Annotated in this window: 21 protein-coding genes; 11 read left to right on the plus strand and 10 right to left on the minus strand. The window is 68.2% G+C overall.

Annotated features, from left to right (window positions below):
* Positions 1-25: 25 nt before the first annotated feature.
* From FWJ67_RS06425 to FWJ67_RS06435, 3 genes are all read left to right on the plus strand, one after another.
* Positions 26-988, plus strand: coding sequence for a Bug family tripartite tricarboxylate transporter substrate binding protein (locus FWJ67_RS06425; RefSeq protein ID WP_414481883.1), 963 nt, complete (start codon positions 26-28; stop codon positions 986-988).
* 73 nt (positions 989-1,061) lie between these two features.
* Positions 1,062-1,493, plus strand: a complete 432-nt coding sequence (locus tag FWJ67_RS06430) for a tripartite tricarboxylate transporter TctB family protein (RefSeq protein WP_414481882.1) — start codon at positions 1,062-1,064, stop codon at positions 1,491-1,493.
* Positions 1,494-1,513: 20 nt separating this feature from the next.
* Positions 1,514-3,016, plus strand: a complete 1,503-nt coding sequence (locus FWJ67_RS06435) for a tripartite tricarboxylate transporter permease (protein ID WP_414482647.1) — start codon at positions 1,514-1,516, stop codon at positions 3,014-3,016.
* Between the two features lie 128 nt (positions 3,017-3,144).
* Here the strand turns inward: FWJ67_RS06435 and FWJ67_RS06440 are convergent, their stop codons facing one another.
* Positions 3,145-5,169 (minus strand): bifunctional 2',3'-cyclic-nucleotide 2'-phosphodiesterase/3'-nucleotidase, encoded by a 2,025-nt coding sequence (locus tag FWJ67_RS06440; protein ID WP_414481880.1) that lies wholly within the window; start codon positions 5,167-5,169, stop codon positions 3,145-3,147.
* Positions 5,170-5,369: 200 nt separating this feature from the next.
* Between FWJ67_RS06440 and FWJ67_RS06445 the strand changes: the two genes are divergently transcribed.
* Positions 5,370-5,720 carry a hypothetical protein gene (locus FWJ67_RS06445; protein WP_304174072.1) on the plus strand — a complete coding sequence of 117 codons (351 nt, stop codon included), beginning with the start codon at positions 5,370-5,372 and terminating at the stop codon, positions 5,718-5,720.
* Positions 5,721-5,821: 101 nt separating this feature from the next.
* Entirely contained in the window at positions 5,822-6,559 is a 738-nt protein-coding gene (locus FWJ67_RS06450; RefSeq protein ID WP_414482648.1) for an HAD family hydrolase, read from the plus strand.
* A gap of 132 nt (positions 6,560-6,691) precedes the next feature.
* Here the strand turns inward: FWJ67_RS06450 and FWJ67_RS06455 are convergent, their stop codons facing one another.
* The 9 genes from FWJ67_RS06455 to FWJ67_RS06495 form a co-directional block, all read right to left on the minus strand.
* On the minus strand, positions 6,692-7,069 hold the full coding sequence (locus FWJ67_RS06455; RefSeq protein WP_304174068.1) for a hypothetical protein: 378 nt from the start codon (positions 7,067-7,069) through the stop codon (positions 6,692-6,694).
* A 165-nt stretch (positions 7,070-7,234) separates the two neighbouring features.
* Positions 7,235-8,143: an ABC transporter permease gene (locus FWJ67_RS06460; RefSeq protein WP_414481878.1), complete on the minus strand. Its 909-nt coding sequence runs from the start codon at positions 8,141-8,143 to the stop codon at positions 7,235-7,237.
* A gap of 19 nt (positions 8,144-8,162) precedes the next feature.
* Positions 8,163-9,107: an ABC transporter permease gene (locus FWJ67_RS06465; protein ID WP_304174064.1), complete on the minus strand. Its 945-nt coding sequence runs from the start codon at positions 9,105-9,107 to the stop codon at positions 8,163-8,165.
* Between the two features lie 113 nt (positions 9,108-9,220).
* Entirely contained in the window at positions 9,221-10,864 is a 1,644-nt protein-coding gene (locus FWJ67_RS06470; RefSeq protein WP_414481877.1) for an ABC transporter substrate-binding protein, read from the minus strand.
* Positions 10,865-11,421: 557 nt separating this feature from the next.
* Positions 11,422-12,066 carry a bifunctional 4-hydroxy-2-oxoglutarate aldolase/2-dehydro-3-deoxy-phosphogluconate aldolase gene (locus tag FWJ67_RS06475; protein ID WP_304174060.1) on the minus strand — a complete coding sequence of 215 codons (645 nt, stop codon included), beginning with the start codon at positions 12,064-12,066 and terminating at the stop codon, positions 11,422-11,424.
* Between the two features lie 91 nt (positions 12,067-12,157).
* Complete coding sequence (locus FWJ67_RS06480) at positions 12,158-13,660, minus strand: tripartite tricarboxylate transporter permease (protein WP_414482649.1); 1,503 nt, start codon at positions 13,658-13,660, stop codon at positions 12,158-12,160.
* 3 nt (positions 13,661-13,663) lie between these two features.
* Positions 13,664-14,134, minus strand: a complete 471-nt coding sequence (locus tag FWJ67_RS06485) for a tripartite tricarboxylate transporter TctB family protein (RefSeq protein ID WP_304174056.1) — start codon at positions 14,132-14,134, stop codon at positions 13,664-13,666.
* A gap of 78 nt (positions 14,135-14,212) precedes the next feature.
* Positions 14,213-15,199 carry a Bug family tripartite tricarboxylate transporter substrate binding protein gene (locus tag FWJ67_RS06490; RefSeq protein WP_414481875.1) on the minus strand — a complete coding sequence of 329 codons (987 nt, stop codon included), beginning with the start codon at positions 15,197-15,199 and terminating at the stop codon, positions 14,213-14,215.
* Positions 15,200-15,303: 104 nt separating this feature from the next.
* The gene (locus FWJ67_RS06495; RefSeq protein WP_414481874.1) at positions 15,304-16,155 is read right to left on the minus strand and encodes an IclR family transcriptional regulator; all 852 of its coding nucleotides are present in this window, start codon (positions 16,153-16,155) and stop codon (positions 15,304-15,306) included.
* 288 nt (positions 16,156-16,443) lie between these two features.
* On the opposite strand from FWJ67_RS06495, the gene FWJ67_RS06500 reads away from it, so the two are divergent.
* The 6 genes from FWJ67_RS06500 to FWJ67_RS06525 all read left to right on the plus strand — a co-directional run bounded on the left by FWJ67_RS06500 (position 16,444) and on the right by FWJ67_RS06525 (position 22,756).
* Positions 16,444-17,454: a PfkB family carbohydrate kinase gene (locus FWJ67_RS06500; protein ID WP_414482650.1), complete on the plus strand. Its 1,011-nt coding sequence runs from the start codon at positions 16,444-16,446 to the stop codon at positions 17,452-17,454.
* 55 nt (positions 17,455-17,509) lie between these two features.
* Positions 17,510-18,271, plus strand: coding sequence for an SDR family NAD(P)-dependent oxidoreductase (locus FWJ67_RS06505; protein WP_304174049.1), 762 nt, complete (start codon positions 17,510-17,512; stop codon positions 18,269-18,271).
* A gap of 22 nt (positions 18,272-18,293) precedes the next feature.
* Positions 18,294-19,505, plus strand: coding sequence for a dGTP triphosphohydrolase (gene dgt / locus FWJ67_RS06510; protein ID WP_414481873.1), 1,212 nt, complete (start codon positions 18,294-18,296; stop codon positions 19,503-19,505).
* Positions 19,506-19,576: 71 nt separating this feature from the next.
* Entirely contained in the window at positions 19,577-20,281 is a 705-nt protein-coding gene (locus FWJ67_RS06515; RefSeq protein WP_414481872.1) for an HAD family hydrolase, read from the plus strand.
* A 130-nt stretch (positions 20,282-20,411) separates the two neighbouring features.
* Positions 20,412-21,770, plus strand: coding sequence for a UDP-glucose dehydrogenase family protein (locus FWJ67_RS06520; RefSeq protein WP_414482651.1), 1,359 nt, complete (start codon positions 20,412-20,414; stop codon positions 21,768-21,770).
* The gene (locus FWJ67_RS06525) at positions 21,767-22,756 is read left to right on the plus strand and encodes an SDR family NAD(P)-dependent oxidoreductase (protein ID WP_304174039.1); all 990 of its coding nucleotides are present in this window, start codon (positions 21,767-21,769) and stop codon (positions 22,754-22,756) included. Before FWJ67_RS06520 ends, FWJ67_RS06525 begins: the two co-directional genes overlap by 4 nt.
* Positions 22,757-22,764 lie beyond the last annotated feature (8 nt).

The following is a 22,764-nucleotide window of genomic DNA, read 5'->3' on the forward strand; positions in this document are numbered from 1 at the left end:
CCAGAACCGTGGGGAGGAAGAGACTGTGCGAATCCATCGTGGGTTAGCGCTGGTGTTGGCTCTGGTCATGACCGTCTTCTTGGCTGGCTCTGTCTCTGCCCAGTATCCGACCCGCCAGATCACCGTCGTGATCCAGGCGGCCCCCGGCGGCGTCTCCGACATCACGGCCCGCACCGTGGCCAGCTTGGTGGAGAAGGAGCTGGGGGTGCCCGTCATCGCCGTCAACCGGCCTGGGGCCGCTGGGGCTCTGGCCATGTCCTACCTCTCCCGCCAGGCACCCGATGGGTACACCTTCGGGTATGTCCCGGTGGAGCTGAGCATGGTGCGGACGCTGGGATACGGCGATGTGGGGCCGGACAACCTGGACCTCCTCGCCCAGGCCGTCTCGGTGCCGGCGGCGGTGACGGTCCGGGCCGACTCGCCCTGGACCACCCTGCAGGACCTCATCGACTATGCCAAGGCCAATCCTGGTAAGATCCGCGTCGGCAACGCGGGCCCGGGTTCCATCTGGCACATCGCCGCCGGGGCTTTGGAGCGGGCCACTGGGGTCCGGTTTACCCACGTCCCCTTTGACGGGGCCTCTCCGGCCGTCGCCTCCCTCCTCGGTGGGCACATCGAGATGGTCACGGTGAGCCCCACGGAGATCCTGCCGGCCCTGCAGGCGGGTGAGGTCCGGGTCCTGGCGGTGATGGACCGGGAGCGCTCGCCGGTTATTCCCGATGTGCCCACCCTGGCCGAGGTGGGGGTGCCGGGTGTGGTCGTTTCGGGCTGGGGTGGCTTTGCGGCGCCCAAGGGCATTCCGGCCGATGTGCGGGCCAAGCTCGCGGACGCCATCGCCAAGGCCATCCAGTCGCCAGAGTTTGCCGAGATGGCGGCCAGCCGCGGGATGACCGTGGCCTACAAGCCGGGCGAGGAGTTCGCGGCCTTCGCTCAGGAGCAGTACGAGATGTTCGCAGAGCTGATCCCGGCCCTCGGGATCGTTCAGTAAGAGGGCTCGCGGGCGGTCTCCTCGATGGGGAGGCCGCCCGCCCTTTGGGTCCATCCGGAAAGGGGGAGCGAGCATGCTCAACGCCGACGTGGTTGCGGCGCTGCTCTGGACCCTGCTTCTGGGCGCGACCTACTGGCTGACCCTCGACTTCCCACCGGGTCCGGCGGGGGTTCCGGGGCCAGGGTACGTGCCCAGGCTGTTGGTCGTCGTCGGGTTGGTGCTGGCGGTCTTCCTGTTCCGGAGCGGCCGCCGCGGCCAGGTGGAGGCCGTCAACTGGCGGGCCTTCGGCAAAGATCGGCTGCTCCGGGCGGGAGGGGTGGTCGGGCTCTTGTTCCTCTACACCCTCCTTTGGGGTCGGGTCCACTGGGCGGTCTTGTCGACGGGCTTTCTCTTCCTCGTCGGCCTGGTGCTTAAGCTACGTGCGCCCGTGGCCCTGGCGACGGCCGTCGGGCTTTCGGTCACGCTCTACTGGCTCTTCCGCGGTGTCTTCCACGTGATGCTCTGAGGTGCAAGGGGGGACACACGGTGGCACTCTTGGCGGAAGCGCTCCAGGCGGTCTTTGAACCGACCACGCTACTCTACTTGCTCATTGGGGTCGGAGCAGGCGTCTTGATCGGGGCCCTGCCAGGGCTGACCGCGACCATGGCCGTCGCGATCCTGACCCCCCTCACCTTCTGGGCCCCGCCGGCCCAGGGGCTGGCCATGCTCCTGGGGGTGTACAACTCGGCCATCTTGGCCGGGGGGATCCCGGCCATCCTGATCAACACCCCGGGGACGCCGGCATCCATTGCCAGCACCTTCGACGGGCCGGCCATCGCCCAACGGGGTGAGGCGGGCCTGGTCCTGGGGATCAACACTATCTACTCGGTCTTTGGCGGGCTGTTCAGCACCCTGGCTCTGGCCATCTTCGCCTTTCCCATCGCGCGGTTCGCGCTCCGTTTCGGCCCGGCCGAGTACTTCGCCTTGGCTATTTTTGGCCTGAGCATGATGGTCTCCGTGTCGGGCAAGTCCATCGTGAAGGGCTTGATTGTTGGCGTTTTCGGGTTGCTGCTCTCCATGGTCGGGCTGGATCCCATGCTCTCCTACCCGCGCTTCACCTTCGGCCGCTTTGAACTCCTCGATGGGATCTCCTTTATCCCGGTCATGATCGGCCTCTTCGGCGTGGGGGAGGTCTTGGACCAGATCCTTAAGAGTCGTGAGGAGCAAACACGCATCATCCCGCGAATTGGCCGCCAGCTTCCGACGCGGCAGGAGTTGGCCCGGATGGGTCCAGCGGCCCTCTTTTCCGCGGCGGTCAGCGCCGTTATCGGGGCCATTCCCGGCGCGGGTGGCGATATCGCCTCCATCATCTGCTGGGACCAGACTCGGCGGCTCTCCAAGAAGCCCCAAGAGTACGGGAAGGGCTCCATTGAAGGGCTCGCGGCCACCTGCACGGCCAACAACGGCGTGATCGGCGGCGCCCTCACCACCATGCTCACCCTGGGCTTGCCCGGTGACTCGGTGACCGCGATTCTCTTGGGCTCCCTGATCATGTACGGGCTCCAGCCGGGGCCGCTTCTGTTCCGCGATCATGCGGACATGGCGTATGTGATCATCGCCCTGATGGTGCTGGCCTACGTGGCCATCCTCATCGTGGGGCTGGGCGCCTCGCGCGTCCTGGTCCGGGCCTTCATGGTCCGCAAGGAAGTGGTCTGGACGGCCGTGCTGATCCTCTCCACCGTCGGTTCGTACGCCATCAACAACAACCCGCTGGACGTCTGGTTCATGTTCTTTGCCGGCATCTTGGGGTTGGTCTTCCGCCAGTACGGGTACCCCCTGGGCCCGCTGGTCTTGGCGTTGCTCCTGGGCCCCATGGCCGAGTCCAACTTCCGGCGGGCGCTCACCGCCGCGGGCGACGCGGGCGCCTGGGTCTTCGTCACCCGGCCCATCTCCCTCATCCTGCTCATCTTGGCGGCGCTCTCGCTGGTGGCGCCGATCATCCAGCAGCGGCGGAAGGCCCGCCAGGGCGGGGTCACGGTGCAGCCGTAGCGACGGGAGACCGGACGGACAAGGGGTTGAGTCCAAGGGACGACGCTTCCGCCAAGGGCAAAGGCCAGAGCCAGCCGTACGGCTGGCTCTGGCCTTTTCGGTCTCGAGATGGTCCAAAGGCACCCAGGCTACCAGCCGGCCAGGACCTCCAGCGGGGCGAGGGCGCCCACCAGCAGCTGGGCCCCGTCCGCCTGGGTGAGGGGCGTCTCATCCGCCGCCTCCAGGGCCCGGGCGGGCAGGTAGGCGGCCAGATCCTGGGCCGCTTCCCGGGCGGTCACCGGGGCGGTGGGATCGTCCACCGCCAGGTCCAGCCCCAGGGCCCGGGAGACCATGTCGGCCCAGACGCCCCGGGTGAGGGTGGCGTCCAGGCGCAGGCGGCCGTCGAGGTCTCCCACGTACGCGCCCCGCTCCACCAGGAGGTAGACGTACTGAGCCTGGGGATGATCCAGGTAGTTGGGCACCAGGGACCAGTTGTGGTCCGGCGCCGGGTTGATGGTCCCCCGCTCGGCGATGTACTGGACGATCAGCTCCCGGCTGGCGATACCCGGATCGAGGATGATGCGGGCCTCCTCGCCGGTAGCGGGGAAGCCGCCGCCGCCGTCGGCCCGGTAGTTGTTCGTGGCCAGGATGAACTCCTGATCGGGCCGGACAGGCTCACCCTGGTAGGTGAGGCCGACGATCCGGTCGCCCAGGGGCCGGGTGATGTCGATCCGGTACTGGACGCCGTCGATCTGGTCGAAGTTGTAGCCCCGGAAGTCGGTCAGAAGCGGCTCTTCACCCCGGCCGGGGGTCACCTGGTGGAACTTCTGGGCCGCGTGTTCGAGCCACGCCTTCAGCTCCGCCCCGGTGATCAACAGCGCCTTCAGGGTGTTGTCGTAGATGTAGATGGAGGCCACATCCCCGACGGTGATGGGCCCGGCAGGGATCTCGGTGAAGTCGGTCTCACCGCCCCGGCCGCTCTTGTAGGGGGCCGCCGCGGAGAGGACGGGCAGGCCCTCGTACTCCGTCCCCTGGATGAGCTCCTCCACGTAGGCCATCTGGACCTCGTTGATCAGCTGGGTGACCGCCGTGTCGGTGAGCTGGCTCGCCCGGCTGGAGATGGGCACCAGGGTGTGCCCGATGGGGCTGGTCACGTAGGCGACCGTCGCCTCATGGACCTCCCGGGCCCAGGCGAGCACCTCGGGTGCGGGCTCCACCGGCTCGGTGGGGAGGAGTTTGGCCTCCTTGCGGGTCACCTGCCAGCCGCCCGTGGTCCGCTCCAGCTCCAGGGTGACAACCCCCAGATACTGGCCCCAGAAGCCCGGCTGGACCAGCTGGACGCCGTTCACCTGGCCGTCAGGGTGGCCCGGCAGGCCCGAACCGGGGATCTCCAGGTGGGAGTGGCCGGCGACGATGACGTCGATCTGGGGGAACTCCTGGGCCAGCGCGTAGGCAGCGTTCTCCGTGGAGGCGTCGGGGGAGGCGCCCGTGTGGGCCAGGGCGATGATGAGGTCGACGCCCTGCGCCTCCATCTCGGGGATGAAGCGGCGGGCGGCGTCGAGGATGGTGCCCGTCTCCACCTTGCCGGTGAGGTGGCTCCGGTCCCAGACCATGATCTGGGGCGGGACGAAGCCGATGAGCCCGATGCGGATGGGCTCGCCGTCGATGGTCCGCTCCAGGATCACGTAGGGGGTGAAGTAGGGTTCCTGGGTGCCCGGCCGGTAGATGTTGGCGGCGAGGTAAGGAAACTGGGCGCCAGCCACAGCATTCTCCGCGTACTCAAGGCCAAAGTTGAACTCGTGGTTGCCGAAAGCGGCGGCGTCGTACCCCATCCGGTTGAGAACGTCGATGATGGGGTGGACGTCGCCGGGGCGGGGCAGGCCTTCGTTGACCAGGTAGGAGGCGAGGGGCGTTCCCTGCAAGAGATCCCCGTTGTCCACCAGCAAGGTGTTGGGGTGAGCAGCCCGGATCTCTTTGACCAGCGTGTAAATCTTGGCCAGGCCGACGGTCTCACTGGGTTGGTTGGCGTAGTAGTCCCACGGGTAGATGTTGGCGTGGATGTCGGTCGTGGCCATGATGACCAGTTCAGCCGCTTGAACCCCGGCAGGGAAGGCGACGGAGAGGGCCAGGACCAGAAGCAGTCCCACCAACCGGTTCCGTCGTCCGTGCAGCAACGGAAGACTCCCTCCTTAGGTGCTCAGATCCCTGATCCTCAGATCCTCCGGGTTGTAGCCAGGGCGGCCGCCCGCGGGGTGCTCGGGCCGCCCGGCCTGCCAGGGGAACCATTCTTGTCTCCAAGAAGCCTTCCTGCCCACGCCCTTGACGGCTCATGAGGGGGCGTCCCGGAAGGCATGCTGACGACGGAGGTGACCCCATGGCTGACCTATCCATCAAGGAGCTGGACCAGGTGCTCCAAGGCTGGCGGGGGCGGACCATCCGGGTGGAGAAGGAGGAGCAGGGGAACCGGGACCAGGTGACCTTAGAGCTGGACCGGGTCCGGTATGTCAAGAACGAGAGCATCGACGACTACGTGGGCCACTACGTGCTCGAACTCCACGGGGCCGGCACCGTCGAGCCTGAGCCGGGCGCCCCCCAGGCCAGCCTGCCGGGAGCCACCTTCGAGATCCCCTTGACCACCCAGGACCAGTACCGCCTCCAGCAAGGCCGTCTGGAGCTGCGGACACCCCGGGGCGCCTACCGCCTCTGGCCCGAGCCCACCTCGTGAGGCGCATCGGCCCAGGAGGAGGGATCCTGCAGGCCCCCTGCGAACCTGACCAAGGCCAGTTGGGAGCAGACGTTGCGGCAACGGATGTGGGAGGAGAGGTCATGCTGCGCGCCTTGGTCCTGGACCTGGACGGCACCATCGTGGACACGGAGACGGCCATCTTCCGGGCCTGGGAGGAGGTCTACCGGCGGCGGGGCGCCCGGCTGCCCCAGGAGGAGTGGCTGAAAGCGGTGGGCTCCTCGCAGGCCCGGTTCGATCCGGTGGCCTACCTGGCCCACCAGCTGGGGCAGGCTGTGGACCGGGCTCAGGTGGAGGCAGAGGCGGACGCCCTGGCCGCCCACGAGGTGCGGCAGCTCGGACCCCGCCCCGGGGTGGTGGAGCTGGTCCACGCGGCCCAAGCAGAGCAGCTTCTCCTGGCGGTGGCCTCCAGCTCTCCCCGGGCCTGGGTGGATGCCCGCCTAGAGCAGGTGGGCCTGGCCGGCGCCATCCCCGTTCGGGCCACCGCGGACGATGTGGCCCAGGTGAAACCGGCGCCCGACCTCTTCCTCGAAGCGGCCCGCCGCCTTGGGATCGAGCCTGCCCAGGCCCTGGTGGTGGAGGATTCGGTCCACGGGGCCCGGGCCGCCCTGGCCGCCGGCATGCGGTGTGTCGTGGTGCCCAACCCCGTCACCGAAGGGGAAGCCTTTCCCCAGGGGGTGGCCGTCCTTCCTTCGCTGGTGGGCTGGACGCCTCAAGCTCTCTGGACCTTGGCCTGCGAGGCGTGGGAGGGTCAGGAGGCGAAGGGCTTCACGATGGGCGAGGACCGTGAGGCACGGGCGCGCGGGCCAGGGGCCGGATAAGGCTCGCCCACGACAGGACCCACCAGCAGAACAGCACCCAGGGCCAGGCAGCCCTGACGGATGGAGCGGTGGGGTTGGGCTGGTGGGACGAGCCTTCCGGCCCCGGCCGTCGAGGGACCCCGAGGGGAGGGCCTAATCCTCCTCCTCGTCGAAGTCCTCGTCGTACTCCTCCTCGTACTCGTCATCGTAGTCGTCATACTCATCGTCGTACTCGTCCAGATCGTCCTCGTGATCGTGGGGTGAGCGCATCACCCACGCCGGCGCGGAGACCGTGTGCACCACCTCATCCGTAGCCAGCCAGGACTTGATGCGGGCGTACTCCGCCTGGGCGTCCTCGAACGAGGGGAAATGGGCGACAGCCAGGTCGATCCCGCTGGCGGTCTCGCTCAGAGCGATCTGAAGGAGGCCCTCTTCTTCGCCCTCCTCATCCTCTTGGGACGGCAGGACCTCAATGGAGGTCACCTGTCCCAGGTTGACCAAAACGGCGTCGTCTAGATTGAGCCACTTCACGGCCATCCCTCCTGGATGCGCTGGGCGGTGATCCCCTGAGCGGCCGCCCAGGAGTCCCCCCATGCCCAGCCTGTCTTCCCCGGGCAAGGGTTATGTTCCTGGCTCCCGAGCGCCTCACCCAGGAATTTGTTGGTGGCCGGTTGGCCCCGGCGGCGCCCGTCGCCCCTACGTCCGCTGGGTCACCCGGTTGGGATCCAGGGCGTCCCGGAGGGCATCCCCCACAAAGTTGAAGCCCAGGACCGTGAGCATGATGGCCAGTCCGGGGAAGACCGCGTACCACCAGGCGGTGAAGATGTAGTTCTGCCCCGTGTACACCATGGTGCCCCAGCTGGGGATGGGCTGCTGGATGCCCAGCCCCAAGAAGCTTAAGGTGGCCTCGGTGAGGATGGCCCCGGCGATCCCCAGGGTGCCAACGACGATCATGGGGCTGAGGGCGTTGGGGAGGATGTGGCGGAGGAGCACCTGGTAGGGGCGGAGGCCTAGGGCATGGGCGGCGGTGACGTACTCCAGGTTCTTTACCGCCAGAACCTGGCTCCGCATGACCCGGGCCTCGCTGGGCCAGCCGATGACACCCAGGGCGAGGGCGATGGTGACGACGTTGGGCTCCAGAATGGCCACCACCGCGATGAGGAAGAGCAGAGAGGGGATGGCCATGAAGATCTCGGTGATCCGCATGAGCAGATCGTCCACCCGCCCGCCCAGGAAGCCGGCCAGGGCTCCGATGACGGACCCGATGAGGAGGGCGGTCCCCTCGGCCAGGAGGCCGATGGTGAGGGAGATGCGGGCTCCGTAGATGAGCCGGCTCAGGAGATCCCGGCCCAGCTCATCGGTCCCCAGGGGGTGGGCGGCCGAGGGCGGCTGGAGGCGGGCCCGGAGGATGTCCTGGGCCAGGGGATCGGCCGGCGCGAGGTAGGGGGCGCCCACCGCCGCGAGGACCATGGTGCCCACGATGACCAAGCCCACCAGCCCCAGCCGGTGGCGCCGGAAGGTCCGCCAGAACCGGGCGGCGTTGGCGGGTCCGGAGAGCTCGTCGCCCTGGGAGGTGCGCGCCTGCTGGACCAGGATGTTCTGCACGGGAATCCGCTCCTTCGGGTCACTCATACCGGATCCGGGGGTTGATCAGCGCGTAGACCAGGTCCACCACCAGGTTGACGGTGACGAAGATGAGCGCGCCGAAGACCAAGGTCCCTAGGATCACCGGGGTGTCCCGGCGGTTGATGGCCGTCACCACTGCGCGGCCCAGGCCCGGCCAGTTGAAGATGGTCTCCGTCACCACCGAGCCGCCCAAGAGGTACCCCACGTCCAGGCCGACCACGGTCACCACCGGGATGAGCGCGTTCTTCAACTGGTGGACCAACACCACCCGCCAGCGGTGGAGCCCCTTGGCCACCGCGGTGACCATGTACGGCTGGGGTTTCACCTCGAGCATGGAGGAGCGGGTGATGCGGGCGATGGTGGCCGACAGGTGGGTCCCCAGCACCAGGGAGGGAAGGACCATGTAGATCAGGGCGCCGTCGCCGTAGCCGGCCACGGGGAAAAGGGCGATCCCGTAGGTGTCCTGGGTGAGGAACATCTTGGCCAGGATCCCCTGCCAGAAGACGGGCATGGCCACCCCGACCAGAGCGAAGAACATGAGGGTGTGGTCCACCCAGGTGTACTGGCGCTCCGCGGCCAGGATGCCGGCGGGAAGCCCTATCAGCAGCGCGGCCACCATGGCCCCCGCCATCAGCTGGAGGGTGCGGGGGAAGCGGTAGCTGATCACCTCGGCCACCGGCTGGTCCAGCACGTAGGAGGTGCCCAGATCCCCCCGGACCAGGCGGCCCAGAAACCGGCCATACTGGACGAACCAGGGATCGTTGAGCCCCAAGCGTTCCCGCACCCGCTCAATGGTGGCCGGATCGGCCCGGCGGTAGCTCTCGCCCATGACGGCCCGGACCGGGTCCCCCGGCATCAGGTAGGCCAGGATGAAGATGATGGTGAAGACCCCCAGGAGGGTGGGGATGGCCAAGAGCAGGCGGCGGATCACGTAGCGGGTCACGGTGGTTCACCTTCCCATCCTCGGTGGGTTTCCCGCGAGCGTCCACCCTCGCCTTGCCCAGAAGCAGGGTGGGGCGGCGGGAGCCGGCCTCTCGCCCGGCTCCCGCCCCACGGTCAGCGTTCCAGAGCGACGTACTTCATCGGCACCCGGTACGCCCCGGCCGGGGAGAGGAAGAAGTCCTTCACGTACGGCTTGACCAGCGCCATCACCTTGCTGTAGGAGAGGGGCACCATCGGTACGTCCTCCAAGATCATCTGGTGAATCTGGCGGTAGAGCGCGTTCCGTTCGGCATCGTCGGTGATGGCGGTGGCCCGGGCGATGAGGGCGTCCACCTCAGGGTTGCTGTAGTTGGTATCGTCCCGCCCCTGGTAGAAGAGGTAGTTGAAGACCTCGCTCGGGTCGAGGAAGTCCGCGCTCCAGCCGCTCAAGAAGAGGTGGACGTCGTCGTCCCCCACCCGGGTCCAGTAGGTGGTGTTGTCCTCGGAGCGGAGGACGATGGGGATCCCCACCTCGGCCAGCATGGCCTGGATGGCCGCGTGGTACGGCTCGGCAGCGGCCGAGGCGAAGTAGTAGTAGGTGATGGGCTCCAGGCCCTGGCCGTTGGGGTAGCCCGCTTCCGCCAGGTACTGGCGGGCCAGCTCAGGGTCGTAGCGGTAGCCCTCCACGTCGGCCGCGGGCATGGCTGGGGGCAAGACCCCCTGGTGGGCCGGGAAGCGGGCGCCTTCCATCAGCACGTTCCAAATGGTCTCCTGATCGAGGGCGTGGGCCACCGCAAGCCTCAGGGCCCGGTTGTCCTTGAAGGGACCGGAGGTCCACTTGAAGCCCAGGTAGCGCAGGTTGAGACCGGGGATCTCCACGTACTCATCCGCGAACTCTTGCCGGAGCGCGGCCACCTGGCCCGTGGGGAAGTCGAGGAGGACGTGGAGGGCATCCTGACGGTACTGGAAGAGCTGGGTGGTGGCGTCGGGGACGTTGACGTAGGTGATGCTGTCCAGCTTGGGCAGGCCGGGCTCCCAGTAGTCGGGGTTCTTCACCAGCGTGATGTGGTCGTCCCGGAGCCACTCGTGGAAGAGGAAGGGACCGGTGCCCACCGGGACCTGGGAGAAGCGGCTGCCCAGCTGCTCATACGCCTCCCGGGGGACCACGTAGACGTTGATCAGGTCGAAGAGGAAGCGGTGGTTGGGCTCCTCCAGGGTCACTTCCAAGGTGTAGGGGTCCAAGGCCCGCACACCCTCCACCCGGTCCGCCTCGCCCGCGGTGAAGGCCCGGGCGCCCTTCACCGCCTCCAGGTACTCGGGGTGTTCGGAGATGGCGGTATCGCCGCTGAGGAACATCTCGAAGGACCAGATCCAGTCCTCCGCGGTCACCTCGGGGTCGTCGTAGACCACCCCGGGCACCTGGTGGAAGCGGACGCCCTTCCGGAGATGGAAGGTGTAGGTGAGGCCGTCTTCCGAGACCTCCCAGCGTTCGGCCAGCTCAGGCTTCAGCCCGCCCGTTTGGGGATCAAAGGTGACCAGCGGTTCGTAGACCTGGATCAGGACCGTTCGGGTGGCGACGGTGGTGGAGCGGAAGGGGTTCAGGTGCTCCGGATCGGCGGCGATGGGGTAGCGGAAGTCTCCCGCCGCCCTGGCGGGGGCGAAGGTCAGGGCGAAGAGCAGGAGGCTGCAGGCAACGAGCAGGGCAGCCGAGCGCCTCCGCGGGCAGGCATGCAGGTGGGGCGCTCCTTGCGCGTGCCGGCGGTTGACGGAACCTGCCACCTTGGGGAACCCTCCTTGCGCGGAAGGCCGGGCCAGGGGGAGTGGGTGGACCGATGGGGGGTGTCGGGGCGGCAGCCAGCGCCCGGCCAGACTGGTGATGGCAGGGAGGTTCGCCGCTCGATGGAGTCACTCCTCCAAAAGGGGAGACGGGTCTGAAAGAAGACGATGGAGAAGGACGCGGGTTCGCCTGGGGGCCTCATGGCCAGCAGCTGGCTTTACCGGTTCACCACCACGGTCGCTGGCGTGGGAACGGGGGGACAGGGCGGCGCTTTTCCGGCGGAAGCCGGGACGGCCACGAGGACCAGCGCTCCGGACAGGACGAGAACCCAGATCAGACCACGCACTCGCTGCATCCGCTCCACCTCCTCATTCTCCTCCAGAGCGAACCCGCGTTTGTTCATGATAACGGATTCGGGGCCACCGCCCCGATCCTGGTCAACAGGCGGCCGGGTTTTCGGTGACCAGAGGATGTCCTGTTGACAAAAATCCCGCGGGCGCTGCCGCCCGCGGGGCCTTCGGTGCACCAGATATGGCTTCGTTGAACGGGTTGGTCGGGCTTACGCCTGCTGACGGGCCGCGTGCCAGCCTTCCAGGAACTGCTTGGCCCGCCGGGTGAGGCCCTGATAATCACCCGTTTCGGCCACATCCTGGAGCAGGGGGCTCCCCACACCGATCATGGCCGCCCCGGCCCGGGCCCACTCGTGCAGGTTCTCCAAGGCCACGCCGCCCGTGGGGCACCAGGTGGCCTGGGGCATGGGGGCCCGCAGGGCCTTCAGGTACTTGGGGCCACCCAGGGACGCGGGGAAGAGCTTGAGGATGTCCGCGCCCAGCTGCAACGCCCGGATCGCTTCGGTGGCGGTGAAGACGCCCGGAACCACCGGGAGCCCGTAGAGGTGCCCGGTGGAGATCACCTCGGGCACCAGGCCGGCGCTCAGGATGTACTGGGCGCCCGCATCCACCGCCTGACGAGCCGCCGCGGCGTCGTGGACCGTGCCCGCGCCCACCATCAGCTCAGGGTAACGGTCCCTCAGGGTTTCGATCACTCGGGCGGCCCGGGGAACGGTGAAGGTGACCTCAATGGTCTTCACGCCTGCCTCCAAGACGGCCTCGCACACCCGCAGGGCGACCTCTTCCGAGTTGACCCGCACAATGGGGACCACCCCGACCTCGATCATCTTCTGGACGGTCGCTGCCCGTCCCATCGTCATCGCCTCCTCGATGGTTCAAGCTGAGAAGAAGCAGCGGCAGGGCGACGCAGGAGCCCTGCCGCTGCGGGCCACGTCCACCGGCAGGTCAGGCCGCGGCGGCTGCCCGAGCCTGGCGGCGCTTCCGGTAGAGCGGGTAGAGCCACGCAGCCAGGCAGAGCAGGGCGAGCACGGCGCTGATGGGCCGGGTGAAGAACATGGCGAGCGAGCCCTGGGTCTTGATGACGCTCATCATGAAGTTCTGCTCCATCAGGGGCCCGAGAATGAGGCCCAAGACGATGGGGGCCGTCGGCACCTGAAGTTGCTGGAGCATATACCCCAGGATGCCCATGACCAGCATGACGCCCACGTCGAACATGCTGTTGTTGATGGCGTAGGCGCCCACAATGCAGAAGAGCAAGATGCAGGGCATCAGGATCCGCTTGGGCACCCGGAGCATCAGGAGGCCCGTCCGGGTGGCCACCCAGCCCAAGGGGATGAGGAGCAGGTTGGCCAGGATGAAGGCCAGGTAGATGGCGTAGACCAGGTTACCCTGGTTCTCGAAGATGCCCGGCCCCGGCCGGATCCCCTTCATCATGAGGACGCCCAGAAGGATGGCGGTGATGGAGTCGCCGGGGATCCCGAAGACCAGGGCGGGGATCCAGGTGCCCGCCAGGGCTGCGTTGTTGGCCGAGGTGCCCGAGATGATCGCTTCCTCCGACCCCTTGCCGAACTTCTCCGGCTCCTTGGCGGTGTTCTTACCGAAGCCGTACGAGACCCAGGCGGCAATGTCGGCGCCGGCGCCGGGAAGAGCACCCACCAGGACCCCCGTCAGCCCCGACTGGATGAAGAGACGCACCCGCGCCCGGAGGCCGTCGAGGGCGTTCCGGATCATCTCCACCAGACCGAAGCGGATCTGGGGCGCCTCTTTCCCTTGGAACTCCTCCATGGTGACCCGGATAACCTCGCTCACCCCGAAGAGACCGACCATGGCGGGGATGAAGCTGATGCCGCTCAGGAGGTTGACGTTCCCGAAGGTGAAGCGGGGGATGCCCAGGGTGATGTCGATGCCGATGGTGGCCAGGAAGAGGCCGATCAGGAGGGAGAGGCCGTTCTTGGCCACGGAACCCTGGGAGACGGCCACCGTGGCGCTCAAGCCCAGCACGGCCAGCCAGAAGTACTCGAAGGAGGTGAACCGGCTGGCAAAGCGGGCGAGGGCCGGTGCGGCCAGCATCAGGCCGAGCGCGCCGAAGAGCCCGCCCAGGGCGCTGCCCACCACGTTCAGACCGAGAGCTCGGGCTGCCTTGCCCTGCTGGGTCAGGATGAAGGCGTCATCGACGTAGGCCGCACTGGAGGGGGTGCCGGGGATCCGCACCAGGGTGCCAGGGATGTCACCGGCGAAGATGGCCATGCCCGACATGGAGATGACGGCGACCAGCACGCTCACCTGGTCCATGAAGAAGGTGAAGGGGACCAGGAGGGCCATGCCCATGGTGGCGGTGAGGCCAGGGACGGCACCCATAAACATGCCGAAGACGGCGGAGATGAGCGCGATCAGGATGACTTGCGGTTGAGCCAGCAGCGCGACTGCTCCAACAAGGTTCTCCCACATGGCCTACCACCCCCACGGCCCCACGGGCAGGGGCACCTTCAGCAATGACACGAAGATCCACCGGACGATGATGGTCAAGATGAGAGCGACCGCGACGGAGGTGGTCCAGCGGTTGCCCCGGATCAGCAGCATGCCGGCCACCAGGACGAAGCCGCCCACCACGAAGCCGAGGCGGGGAGCCACGATGATGAAGACCGCCACAGCGATCAGAACTTCGATCATCCGTCGCCAGGCGAACTGGGGCCTCGGCTGGCTGGCCTCATCCCCTTGGCCTGCCTTCTCCGCCCGCCAGGCCCGAAGGCCGTTGATGGTGATGACCACCCCGGCCAGGATGAAGAGGCAGCCGATCAGGCTGGGAAAGAGGCTAGGCCCGGCGTAGGACTGGGGCAGGGAAGGGAGCGCGAGGCTCATGGGCAGGATGGCGGCGCCAGCCAGGATGGCGAGGAGCCCCAGGACCACGTCTGCTCTTGACACGGGTATCACTTCCTCTCCGGAGGCTGCCGGAACGCCCCGGAGGGCGTTCCGGCAGGCACAGCACGTCCAGGAATCCGGTTACTTGGCGACCCCCATCTGCTTCATGAGGGTGCCCATGATCTCGTCCTGCTCGGCCAGGAACTGGCGCGCCTCGTCCGAGGGGAGCCAGAGGATGCCAAAGCCGACGTCGTTCATGAAGGTGACGTACTGGTCGCTGGCCACGGCCTTGGCCACCGCAGCCTCCAGCGTCTTGACCACGTCAGCCGGCGTGCCGGCAGGCACTGCGAAGCCCCGCCAGGTCCCGAGAGACCAGTCGATGCCCTTCTCCTTCAGGGTGGGCACGTCGGGGAAGGCCACCACCCGCTCGTCACCCATGACGGCCAGGGGCCGCACGGTGCCGGCGTGGATCATGGCCGCGCCCTCGCTGATGCTGTTGGTGACCACGTGGACACCACCAGCGATCATCTCCTGCAGGGCCTGGGCCGCGCCGGTGCTGGGGATCCAGGGCAGGTGCCCGTCGGTAAGGCCCGCGGCGTTCAGCCAGCCGACCCGGGCCACGTCCCAGATGGCGCCGGTGCCCGTGCCGGAAGCCCGATACTTGCCGGGGTTGGCCTTGATGTCCTCCATCAGGTCCTCGAGGGTCTGCCAGGGCGAGTTCGCCGCGACCATGACGGACGCCGGGTCCATGTTGACGATGCCGATGGGCTCAAAGTCGGTGTAGTCGATGTTGGTGAGGCCCATCCAGTGCATCATGGCCAGCTCGGCGGTGATCATGGTGATGGTGTAGCCGTCAGGCGCCGCGGTAGCACCCGCCGTGTGGCCCACCGCGCCGCCACCGCCAGCCCGGTTGACCACGTTCACAGGGACGCCCAGCTCGTCCTGCATGAGGCTGGCGAGGACCCGGGCGACTTGGTCGGTGCCGCCGCCGGCCCCGAAGGGAACGATGATGGTGATGGGCCGATCAGGGTAGGCTGCCTGGGCCGCAGCGGGGAAGAGGACCAGGGAGAGCAGGGCGATCATCGAGACGATGGCAAGACCGCGAAGACGCTTCCCAGTGCTCAACACGTCTTTCCCTCCTCGTCGTACATGCAGCCGGATCAGATCCCTTGAGCTTCTTCACATCGCCGCCAGCGCCGGTTTCCACGCTGGGGCGCTCCCAACGGAACCCCTCACGGTCCCGGCCTGACGTCCAGCCTGGACCCCGCCAATCGCTTGGCGTGGGCCCGGTAACCCAGAGCCTCGGAGATGGCCTGGGTCGCCTGCTTGACCAGGCCGGCCAGCTCCTCCAGACGCCCAGGGGGCAGCCGAAGGATGGGCACCGCCACGCTGACCGCGGCGCAGACCCGCCCGGTCAGGTCGAAGACCGGAGCGGCAGCGCAGCGGACACCGGGCTCGTGCTCCTCCCGGTCGTACGCGATGCCCGTCTGCCGGATTTGCTCCAGCTCTTTCTCCAGTTGGAAGAAGTCGGTGATGGTGTTGGGTGTAAAGCGCTTCAAGGGACGCTTCTCCACCAGGCGGCGGCGTTCGGTTGAGGGAAGGAAGGCCATGAGGGCTTTGCCCACGCCCGTACAGTGAGCAGGCGCCCGGCGACCGATCCGGGAGTAGAGCCTGATCGCCTGGGGGCTCTCGATCTTGTCCACGTAGACCACCTCACCCTCGTCGAGGACGCAGAGGTGGACGGTCTCACGGGTCTGCTCCGAGAGCCACTCCAGATGGGGCCGGGCAACCCGGGGAATCTCCAGGGTCTCCAGCACCATCGAGGCCAACTCCAGGGTGCGGATGCCGAGCCGGAAGAGCCCCGTGGACTCCTCCCGCTCCAAGAGCCCCTCGTCCACCAGGGTCTGCGCAATCCGGAGGACGGTGCTCTTAGGAACCTCCACCGCCTGGGCAAGCTGGTTGAGGGTCATGCCGCGCGCCCCAGAGTGCCCCACGGTCCAGAGGATCCGTGCGGCACTCTGGACCGCCTGGACGCGGGGGACGCCGACGGCACCTGAGGAAGCTTGGTTTCTACTCCGGGCCATCGGTCGTCACCTCCCAGCAGGCGCGAAACGGCGTTTCATTCTGCCCTCACCATTGCCTTCGGCTCTGGCCTGACGATTCCTCCCCGCAAAGGGAACATAAGGAGGATCTGCCGCAGGCGAGCACGAAGGGAGTGGCGGAACGGCCCTGCTCGCATGCGGCACGGCCCGTTCTGGCTTTCCGCATTCCGAAACGCCATGCCAAACGAGCGTGGCGGTGTGGAATCTCGTTTCAATCTGTGGAGTCTGAATAGGGACTGGAACTTTCTTAAAGAACCGGGGTGGGCGATGTTGGCAACGGATGACCAAACGACTCGGGCTGCAATCGTCACCTTCGGCGAGGCGATGCTCCGGTACTCGGTGGAGCCGGGGGAGCGGCTCTCACAGGCCGACGTGCTCCGGATTCATCCGGGGGGCGCGGAGCTGAACGTGGGCGTGGGGCTGGCCAACCTGGGTGAGCCGGTCCGGTATGTGACCGCCCTGCCGGATTCGCCACTGGGCCAGCGGATGTGGCGGTTTATCGCCGAGCAGGGCGTCGAAGTGGTGGGCGACCTGGCGGCCCCTGGCCGGATGGGGATCTACTATTTGGAGCCGGGTGTTCCCCCGCGTCCCGGGGTGGTCACATACGACCGGCAGGATTCGGCGTTCAGCCGGTACCCGTGGTCCCAGTTCGACTGGGAGAGGGTCCTGGAGCCAGGCGGCGTCTTCCTGACCACCGGGATCACCGCAGCGTTGAGCGCTGAAGCTTTGGAAGGGGTTCGCCGCTCCCTGGAGACCGCCGCCCGCAAGGGCCTCTTGGTGGTCTTCGACGTCAACTACCGGAGCAAGCTCTGGACGCCGGAGGAAGCCCGGGAGGCTTTGGTGCCTCTGCTCAAGCACGTGAACCTGCTCTTCACCTCCGTCTCCGACGCCACCGTGATCCTGGGCGCGCCGGAGATGGATCCTGAGGAGCTGCCTGCCTGGCTGGCATCCCGCTATGAGCTGGACGGGGTCACCTTGGTGTACACGCCCGAGGCGCCGAAGGAGCCCATCCAGTGGCGGGCCTTCGCCTGGTACAAGGGCGAGACGGCCTCCTATGACCAGCCGGCCGGGGTGGTCACCGTCGACCGGCTGGGCGCGGGCGATGCGTACGCGGCTGGCTTCCTCTGGTCCCTCCGCCAGGGCAAGAGCCTGGCCGATGCGGTCCGCTACGGCAGCGCCATGATGGCCCTGAAGAACACCATCCACGGCGACTTCGGGCCCTTCGGGCCGGAGGAGTTGGAGCACGCCAGCGCCGTCCGGCCCGCCGGCGTCCAGCGCTGAGCGCGCCGGGCGCGAGCCGGTACGAGACGGGAAGCGTGGATCGGGAGGTGTGGGGATGGATCTTTCCTTGAAAGGACGGACCGCCCTGGTAACCGGGGCGAGCACGGGTATTGGCCACGCTACTGCCATAGAACTGGCCGCCCTGGGCGCCAAGGTGGTGGCCCACTACAACGCCTCGCAGGGGCCGGCGGAGGAGCTGGCCGCCCGCATCCGGGAGGCGGGGGGCGAGTGCGAGCTGGTGCGGGCCGACCTGTCCGATCCCGACGGGGCTGAGGCGCTGGCCCGGGAGGTGGCCGAGCGGTTCGGGCCGGTGGACGTCTTGATCAACAACGCCGGCGGCATGCTGGAGCGGAGCGATCCGGAGAAGGTCAGCCGGGAGCTCTGGCAGCGCACCTTTGACCTGAACGTAACCAGCCTCTTCCTCCTGACCCGCGCCTTCCTGCCCGGCATGCGGGCGCGGAAGTGGGGGCGGGTGGTGAACGTCAGCTCCATCGCCGCCCACACCGGTGGCGGGGGTGGGGCGGCCCACTACGCGGCGGCCAAGGCCGCGGTCCACGCCCTCACCAAGGCCTTTGCCAAAGATGCGGCCGCCGACGGGGTGACGGTCAACGCGGTGGCGCCGGGGGTCATCGACACGCCCTTCCACCAGCGCTACTCCACCCCTGAGCGGCTCAAGGCGATGGCGGCCGCCATCCCGGCGGGGCGCCTGGGCACGCCGGAAGAGGTGGCGGCGGTGATCGCCTTTCTGGCCACGCCGGCGGCCAGCTACATCGCCGGCGAGATGATCGAGGTGAACGGCGGCCAGCTCATGGTATAGTGCGGGGTGAGAGGTGAGGTGGATGGCCCGCCTGTTCACCCCGGGCGCCCTGGCCCGTCTTGCCACGCCCGAGCGGCCGCCCTGGAACGAGCGCCTGCGGCCCGTGGATGATGCGGACCCGCGTGACCCCTTCCAGCGGGACCGGGACCGCATCATCCACGCGCGCGCCTTTCAGGCGCTCCAGCACAAGACCCAGGTCTACCTGATCCACGAGGGCGACTTTTACCGGACCCGGCTCACCCACACCCTGGAGGTGGCCCAGATCGGCCGGACCCTGGCCAGGCTCTTGGGCCTGCGGGAGCCGCTGGTGGAAGCCATCGCGCTGGGCCATGACGTGGGGCACACGCCCTTCGGCCATGCCGGGGAGGCGGCCCTGGACGCCGCGCTCCGGCAGGCGGGGGACCCTCAGGGGTGGGACTCCAACCAGCACTCCCTGCGGGTGCTGGACGAGCTCGAACTGATGTACCCCGACGGGCCCGGCCTCAACCTGACCTTCGCCACCCGCCAGGGGGTGGCCCGGCACGCCACCCCGTTTGACGTTCCCGTGCCCGACTTCGACCCCTACCCTCAACCGACCTTGGAGGCGCAGGTGGTCAACCTGGCGGATGTGATCGCCTACGCGGGCCACGACCTGCAAGACGCCTTGGAGGCGGGCCTCCTCGAGCCCGACCAGCTCCGGTCCGAGCCCCGGCTCGAGCCCTGGCAGGCGTGCTGGGACCGGGCCGAGGCGGAGCTGGTCGAAGCAGGCACCTTCCGGGACTGGCCGGCCCGGGAGCGGCACCGCCTGCTGGCCCGCCGGGCCCGGCGGCACCTGATCGACCGCCTCCTCCTTGAGGCGGCGGAAGCCTCAGTGGCCCGGGCTCAGGCCGCCGGCGTGACCACCTTTGAAGCGGCCATCCACCACCGGGAGCCTCTGGTCACCCTGCCGGAGGCGTTGGGCCAGAAGGTGCGGGCACTGGTCGATTTCCTCTTCCAGCACGTCTACCAGCACCCCTTGGTCGTCCGGCAGAACGAGAAGGAGCGGTGGATCCTGACCCAGCTTTTCGATCGTTTATTGGCCAACCCGCGGCTCATGCCGGAGCCGCACTACCGTCGCTGGGAAGCGGCGTCGGAGCCGGAACGGCCGCGCCAGATCGCCTACTTCCTGGCCTCCCTGACCGATCGGGGCGCTTTGGATCTGCACGCTGAACTCTTCGATCCCAGGGCGAGAGCCATGGGCCACCACCTTCACTAGGCAGCGTTCGTGATGCCCCGGGCTGCCTTGGACTCCAACTGACGGCCAACATCGAGCGTGGGAGTGAGAGAGTGAGCCAACCGATCCGTGCTGTCTTCTTCGATTTGGATGGAACCCTCCTGGATACCAAGACAGGTATTGTGGAAGCCTTCCGCCGGGCCTGCCAGGACCTCAAGCTGAGCCCCCTTCCGCCCGCGGACGCCATCGCCCGGGAGATCGGCCCGCCCATCGGCGAGATGGCCAAGGCCCTCGGCCTGCCCCTTCCGCCCGAGGCGGTGGACGAACTCGTCGCCCGCTACCGGGCCCACTACGAGACGATGGGGCCCGAGCACAGCCCGCCCTTTCCGGGGATTCCTGAGGTCCTTGAGGGGTTGGAGAAGCTTCGGGAGGCGATTCCCGGCTTCGTTCTGGGTGTGGCGACCAACAAGCTGACGCCGGTGGCGGAGCGGGTCCTGGACGATGTGGGGCTGAAGGCCTTCTTCGACGTGATCCAGGGGGTCGATCCCGACCTGCGGCCCAAGCCGGCCCCCGACATCCTGGCCCGGGCCCTCCAGCGGGGCGGCGCCCAGGCCGAGACCTCCATCTTCATCGGCGACACCAGGGGTGATCTCCTAACGGCCCGAGCCGTCGGAACCCGCAGCGGCTTGGCCGCATATGGGTACGGCGCAGAGGCTGTCCCACCAACCCTGGTTCCTGACCTGCGTATCGAGCGCCCCCAGGAGCTCTTGGTCTACCTGCACCAGACCCTGGCGGGGTGCGGGGAGGCCCTTTCCTAAAGGGAAGGACCGACCAGAGGCGAAGGTATGGAAGGGCGCGGTTCGGACGCGCCCTTCTTTTGACCGTGCGTGCGCCGGTCCGAGGGGCTGGTTGGCTGACCATTTCTTTTCCGAAAGTGAGGCCGTTGGCATGAGAGTCACCGTGGTTGGCACCGGCTACGTTGGGCTCACCACCGGGGTCGCCCTGGCCTATTTGGGTCACGAGGTGACCTGCATCGACAAGAACCCGGCAGTCGTCGAAAGCCTCCGGGAGGGGCGGCCGCCGTTCCACGAACCGGGGCTTCCGGAGCTGTTGCGGGCCACTTACCGGAGCATGCAGTTCGGAACCCAGCTCACCCCTGAGGCGGCCGGGGCCGATGTCCTCCTCATCTGCGTCGGGACGCCCACCCAGGCCAACGGAGACGCAGATTTGCGCTACGTGGAGGCGGCCGCCACCGAGATCGCCAGCATGATCCCCGAAGGGGCGGACACGGTGGTGGTCAACAAGTCGACGGTGCCCGTCGGTTCCGCCCGCCGGGTGGCGTCCATCATCCAAGATGGGCTGGCCCACCGGGGGGTCCAGGCCCAGGTGGCCGTCGCCTCCAACCCGGAGTTCCTCCGGGAGGGTTCGGCCATCTACGACATGTTCTATCCCGACCGGATCGTGGTGGGGGCCACCAGCTCAGGCCCCATCGACCGGCTCCGGCGCCTCTACGAGGCGATCCTGGAGCAGACCTTCACGCCGCCGTCGGGCATCCCCCGGCCGGACAGCCGGGAGCTGCCCGTCTTCGTCACCACCACGCCCACCAGCGCGGAGCTCTGCAAGTACGCGTCCAATGCCTTCCTTGCCATGAAGATCTCCTTTGCCAACGAGATCGCCGGCATCGCCGACCGGGTGGGGGCGGACGTGACGGAGGTCATGCGGGCGGTGGGCCTGGACAAGCGGATCGGCCTCCGCTATCTGGGGGCGGGCGCGGGGTGGGGAGGCTCCTGCTTCGGCAAGGACGTGCGGGCCCTCTTGGCCCTGGGCGATCAGTACGGGTACGAGATGCCCCTGGCCCGGGGGACCCTGGAGGTGAACATGCGCCAGCGCCGGGTGGTGGTGGAGAAGCTCCAGCAGGCTCTGAAGGTGGTCCGGGGGAGCACCGTCGCCCTGTGGGGCCTGACCTTCAAGCCCAACACCGACGACCTGCGGGATGCCCCCGCCTTGGACGTGGCCCGGCGGCTGGTGGAGCTGGGCGCCCGGGTGCGGGCCCATGACCCGGTGGGGATGGAGCGGTGCCGCCGGGAGCACCCCGATCTGGCCATTGAGTACGCGGAGACGCCCCTGGACGCGGCGCAGGATGCCGACGCGGTGGTCCTCATGACCGAGTGGGAGACCTTCCTCCACGTGGATTGGGGCGCGGTGGCCGAGCGGATGCGGGAGCGGGTGGTCATCGACGGCCGGAACGTCCTCGACCGGGAGATGTTGACCCGGCTGGGCTTCCGCTACTGGGGGATCGGGCGGTGAGCCTTCCCTTCCAGCGGTACCTGGTGACGGGTGGGGCGGGGTTCATCGGTAGCCACCTGGTGGACCGCCTGCTGGGGCTGGGCGCGGAGGTGACGGTGGTCGACAACTTCGACCCCTTCTACGATCCGGCCGTCAAGCGGGCCAACCTGGCCCCCCACCGAGACCATCCCCGCCTCCGCCTGGTGGAGGCCGACATCCGGGACGAGGCGGCTCTGGAGGCGGCCTTCCAGGCCAGCCGGCCTGAGGCGGTGGTCCACCTGGCCGCCCGGGCGGGGGTCCGCCCCTCGGTGGAGGATCCCGTGGGTTACACCGAGGTGAACATCGGCGGGACGGTCAACGTGCTGCAGGCCGCCCGGCGGCATGGGGTGGCGCGGGTGATCTTCGGCTCCTCCAGCTCGGTCTACGGGCGGAACACCAAGGTGCCCTTCGCCGAGGAGGATCCCATCCTGACCCCCGCCTCGCCCTACGGCGCCACCAAAGCCGCGGGGGAGGCCCTCTGCCAGAGCTTCAGCAACTGCTACGGCCTGACCATCGTGGCCTTGCGCTTCTTCACCGTCTACGGGCCCCGCCAGCGGCCCGACCTGGCCATCCACAAGTTCGCGCGCCTGATGCGGGCGGGCCGGCCGCTTCCCCTCTACGGGGACGGGAGCTCGGAGCGGGATTACACCTACGTGGACGATATCGTGGACGGCATCCTGGCCGCGCTGGCCTTCCAGGCCTTCCCGCGGGGCGAGCCGCCCTACCGGGTCTTCAACCTGGGCAGCGACCGGCCCGTCCGGCTGGACACCTTGGTGGAGCAGCTGGCGGCCACTCTGGGCCTTGAGCCCCAGATCGAGCGGCTGCCCGAACAGGTGGGGGATGTGCCCCGCACCTGGGCTGACCTCACCCGCTCCCGGACGGAGTTGGGCTATGCGCCCCAGGTCTCCCTGGAGGAGGGGCTGGCCCGCTTCGCCGCCTGGCTGGATGCCCAGTCCGATCCCGCCTGACCGGCCCG

Source organism: Limnochorda sp. (genome assembly GCF_047459355.1).
Lineage (GTDB): Bacteria > Bacillota > Limnochordia > Limnochordales > Limnochordaceae > Limnochorda.

Coding starts and splice junctions, on each gene's coding strand:
- FWJ67_RS06430 (WP_414481882.1), top strand. CDS start 1,062: ATGCTCAACGCCGACGTGGTTGCGGCGCTGCTCTGGACCCTGCTTCTG.
- FWJ67_RS06445 (WP_304174072.1), top strand. CDS start 5,370: ATGGCTGACCTATCCATCAAGGAGCTGGACCAGGTGCTCCAAGGCTGG.
- FWJ67_RS06450 (WP_414482648.1), top strand. CDS start 5,822: ATGCTGCGCGCCTTGGTCCTGGACCTGGACGGCACCATCGTGGACACG.
- FWJ67_RS06475 (WP_304174060.1), bottom strand. CDS start 12,066: ATGGGACGGGCAGCGACCGTCCAGAAGATGATCGAGGTCGGGGTGGTC.
- FWJ67_RS06480 (WP_414482649.1), bottom strand. CDS start 13,660: ATGTGGGAGAACCTTGTTGGAGCAGTCGCGCTGCTGGCTCAACCGCAA.
- FWJ67_RS06495 (WP_414481874.1), bottom strand. CDS start 16,155: ATGGCCCGGAGTAGAAACCAAGCTTCCTCAGGTGCCGTCGGCGTCCCC.
- FWJ67_RS06505 (WP_304174049.1), top strand. CDS start 17,510: ATGGATCTTTCCTTGAAAGGACGGACCGCCCTGGTAACCGGGGCGAGC.
- dgt (WP_414481873.1), top strand. CDS start 18,294: ATGGCCCGCCTGTTCACCCCGGGCGCCCTGGCCCGTCTTGCCACGCCC.
- FWJ67_RS06520 (WP_414482651.1), top strand. CDS start 20,412: ATGAGAGTCACCGTGGTTGGCACCGGCTACGTTGGGCTCACCACCGGG.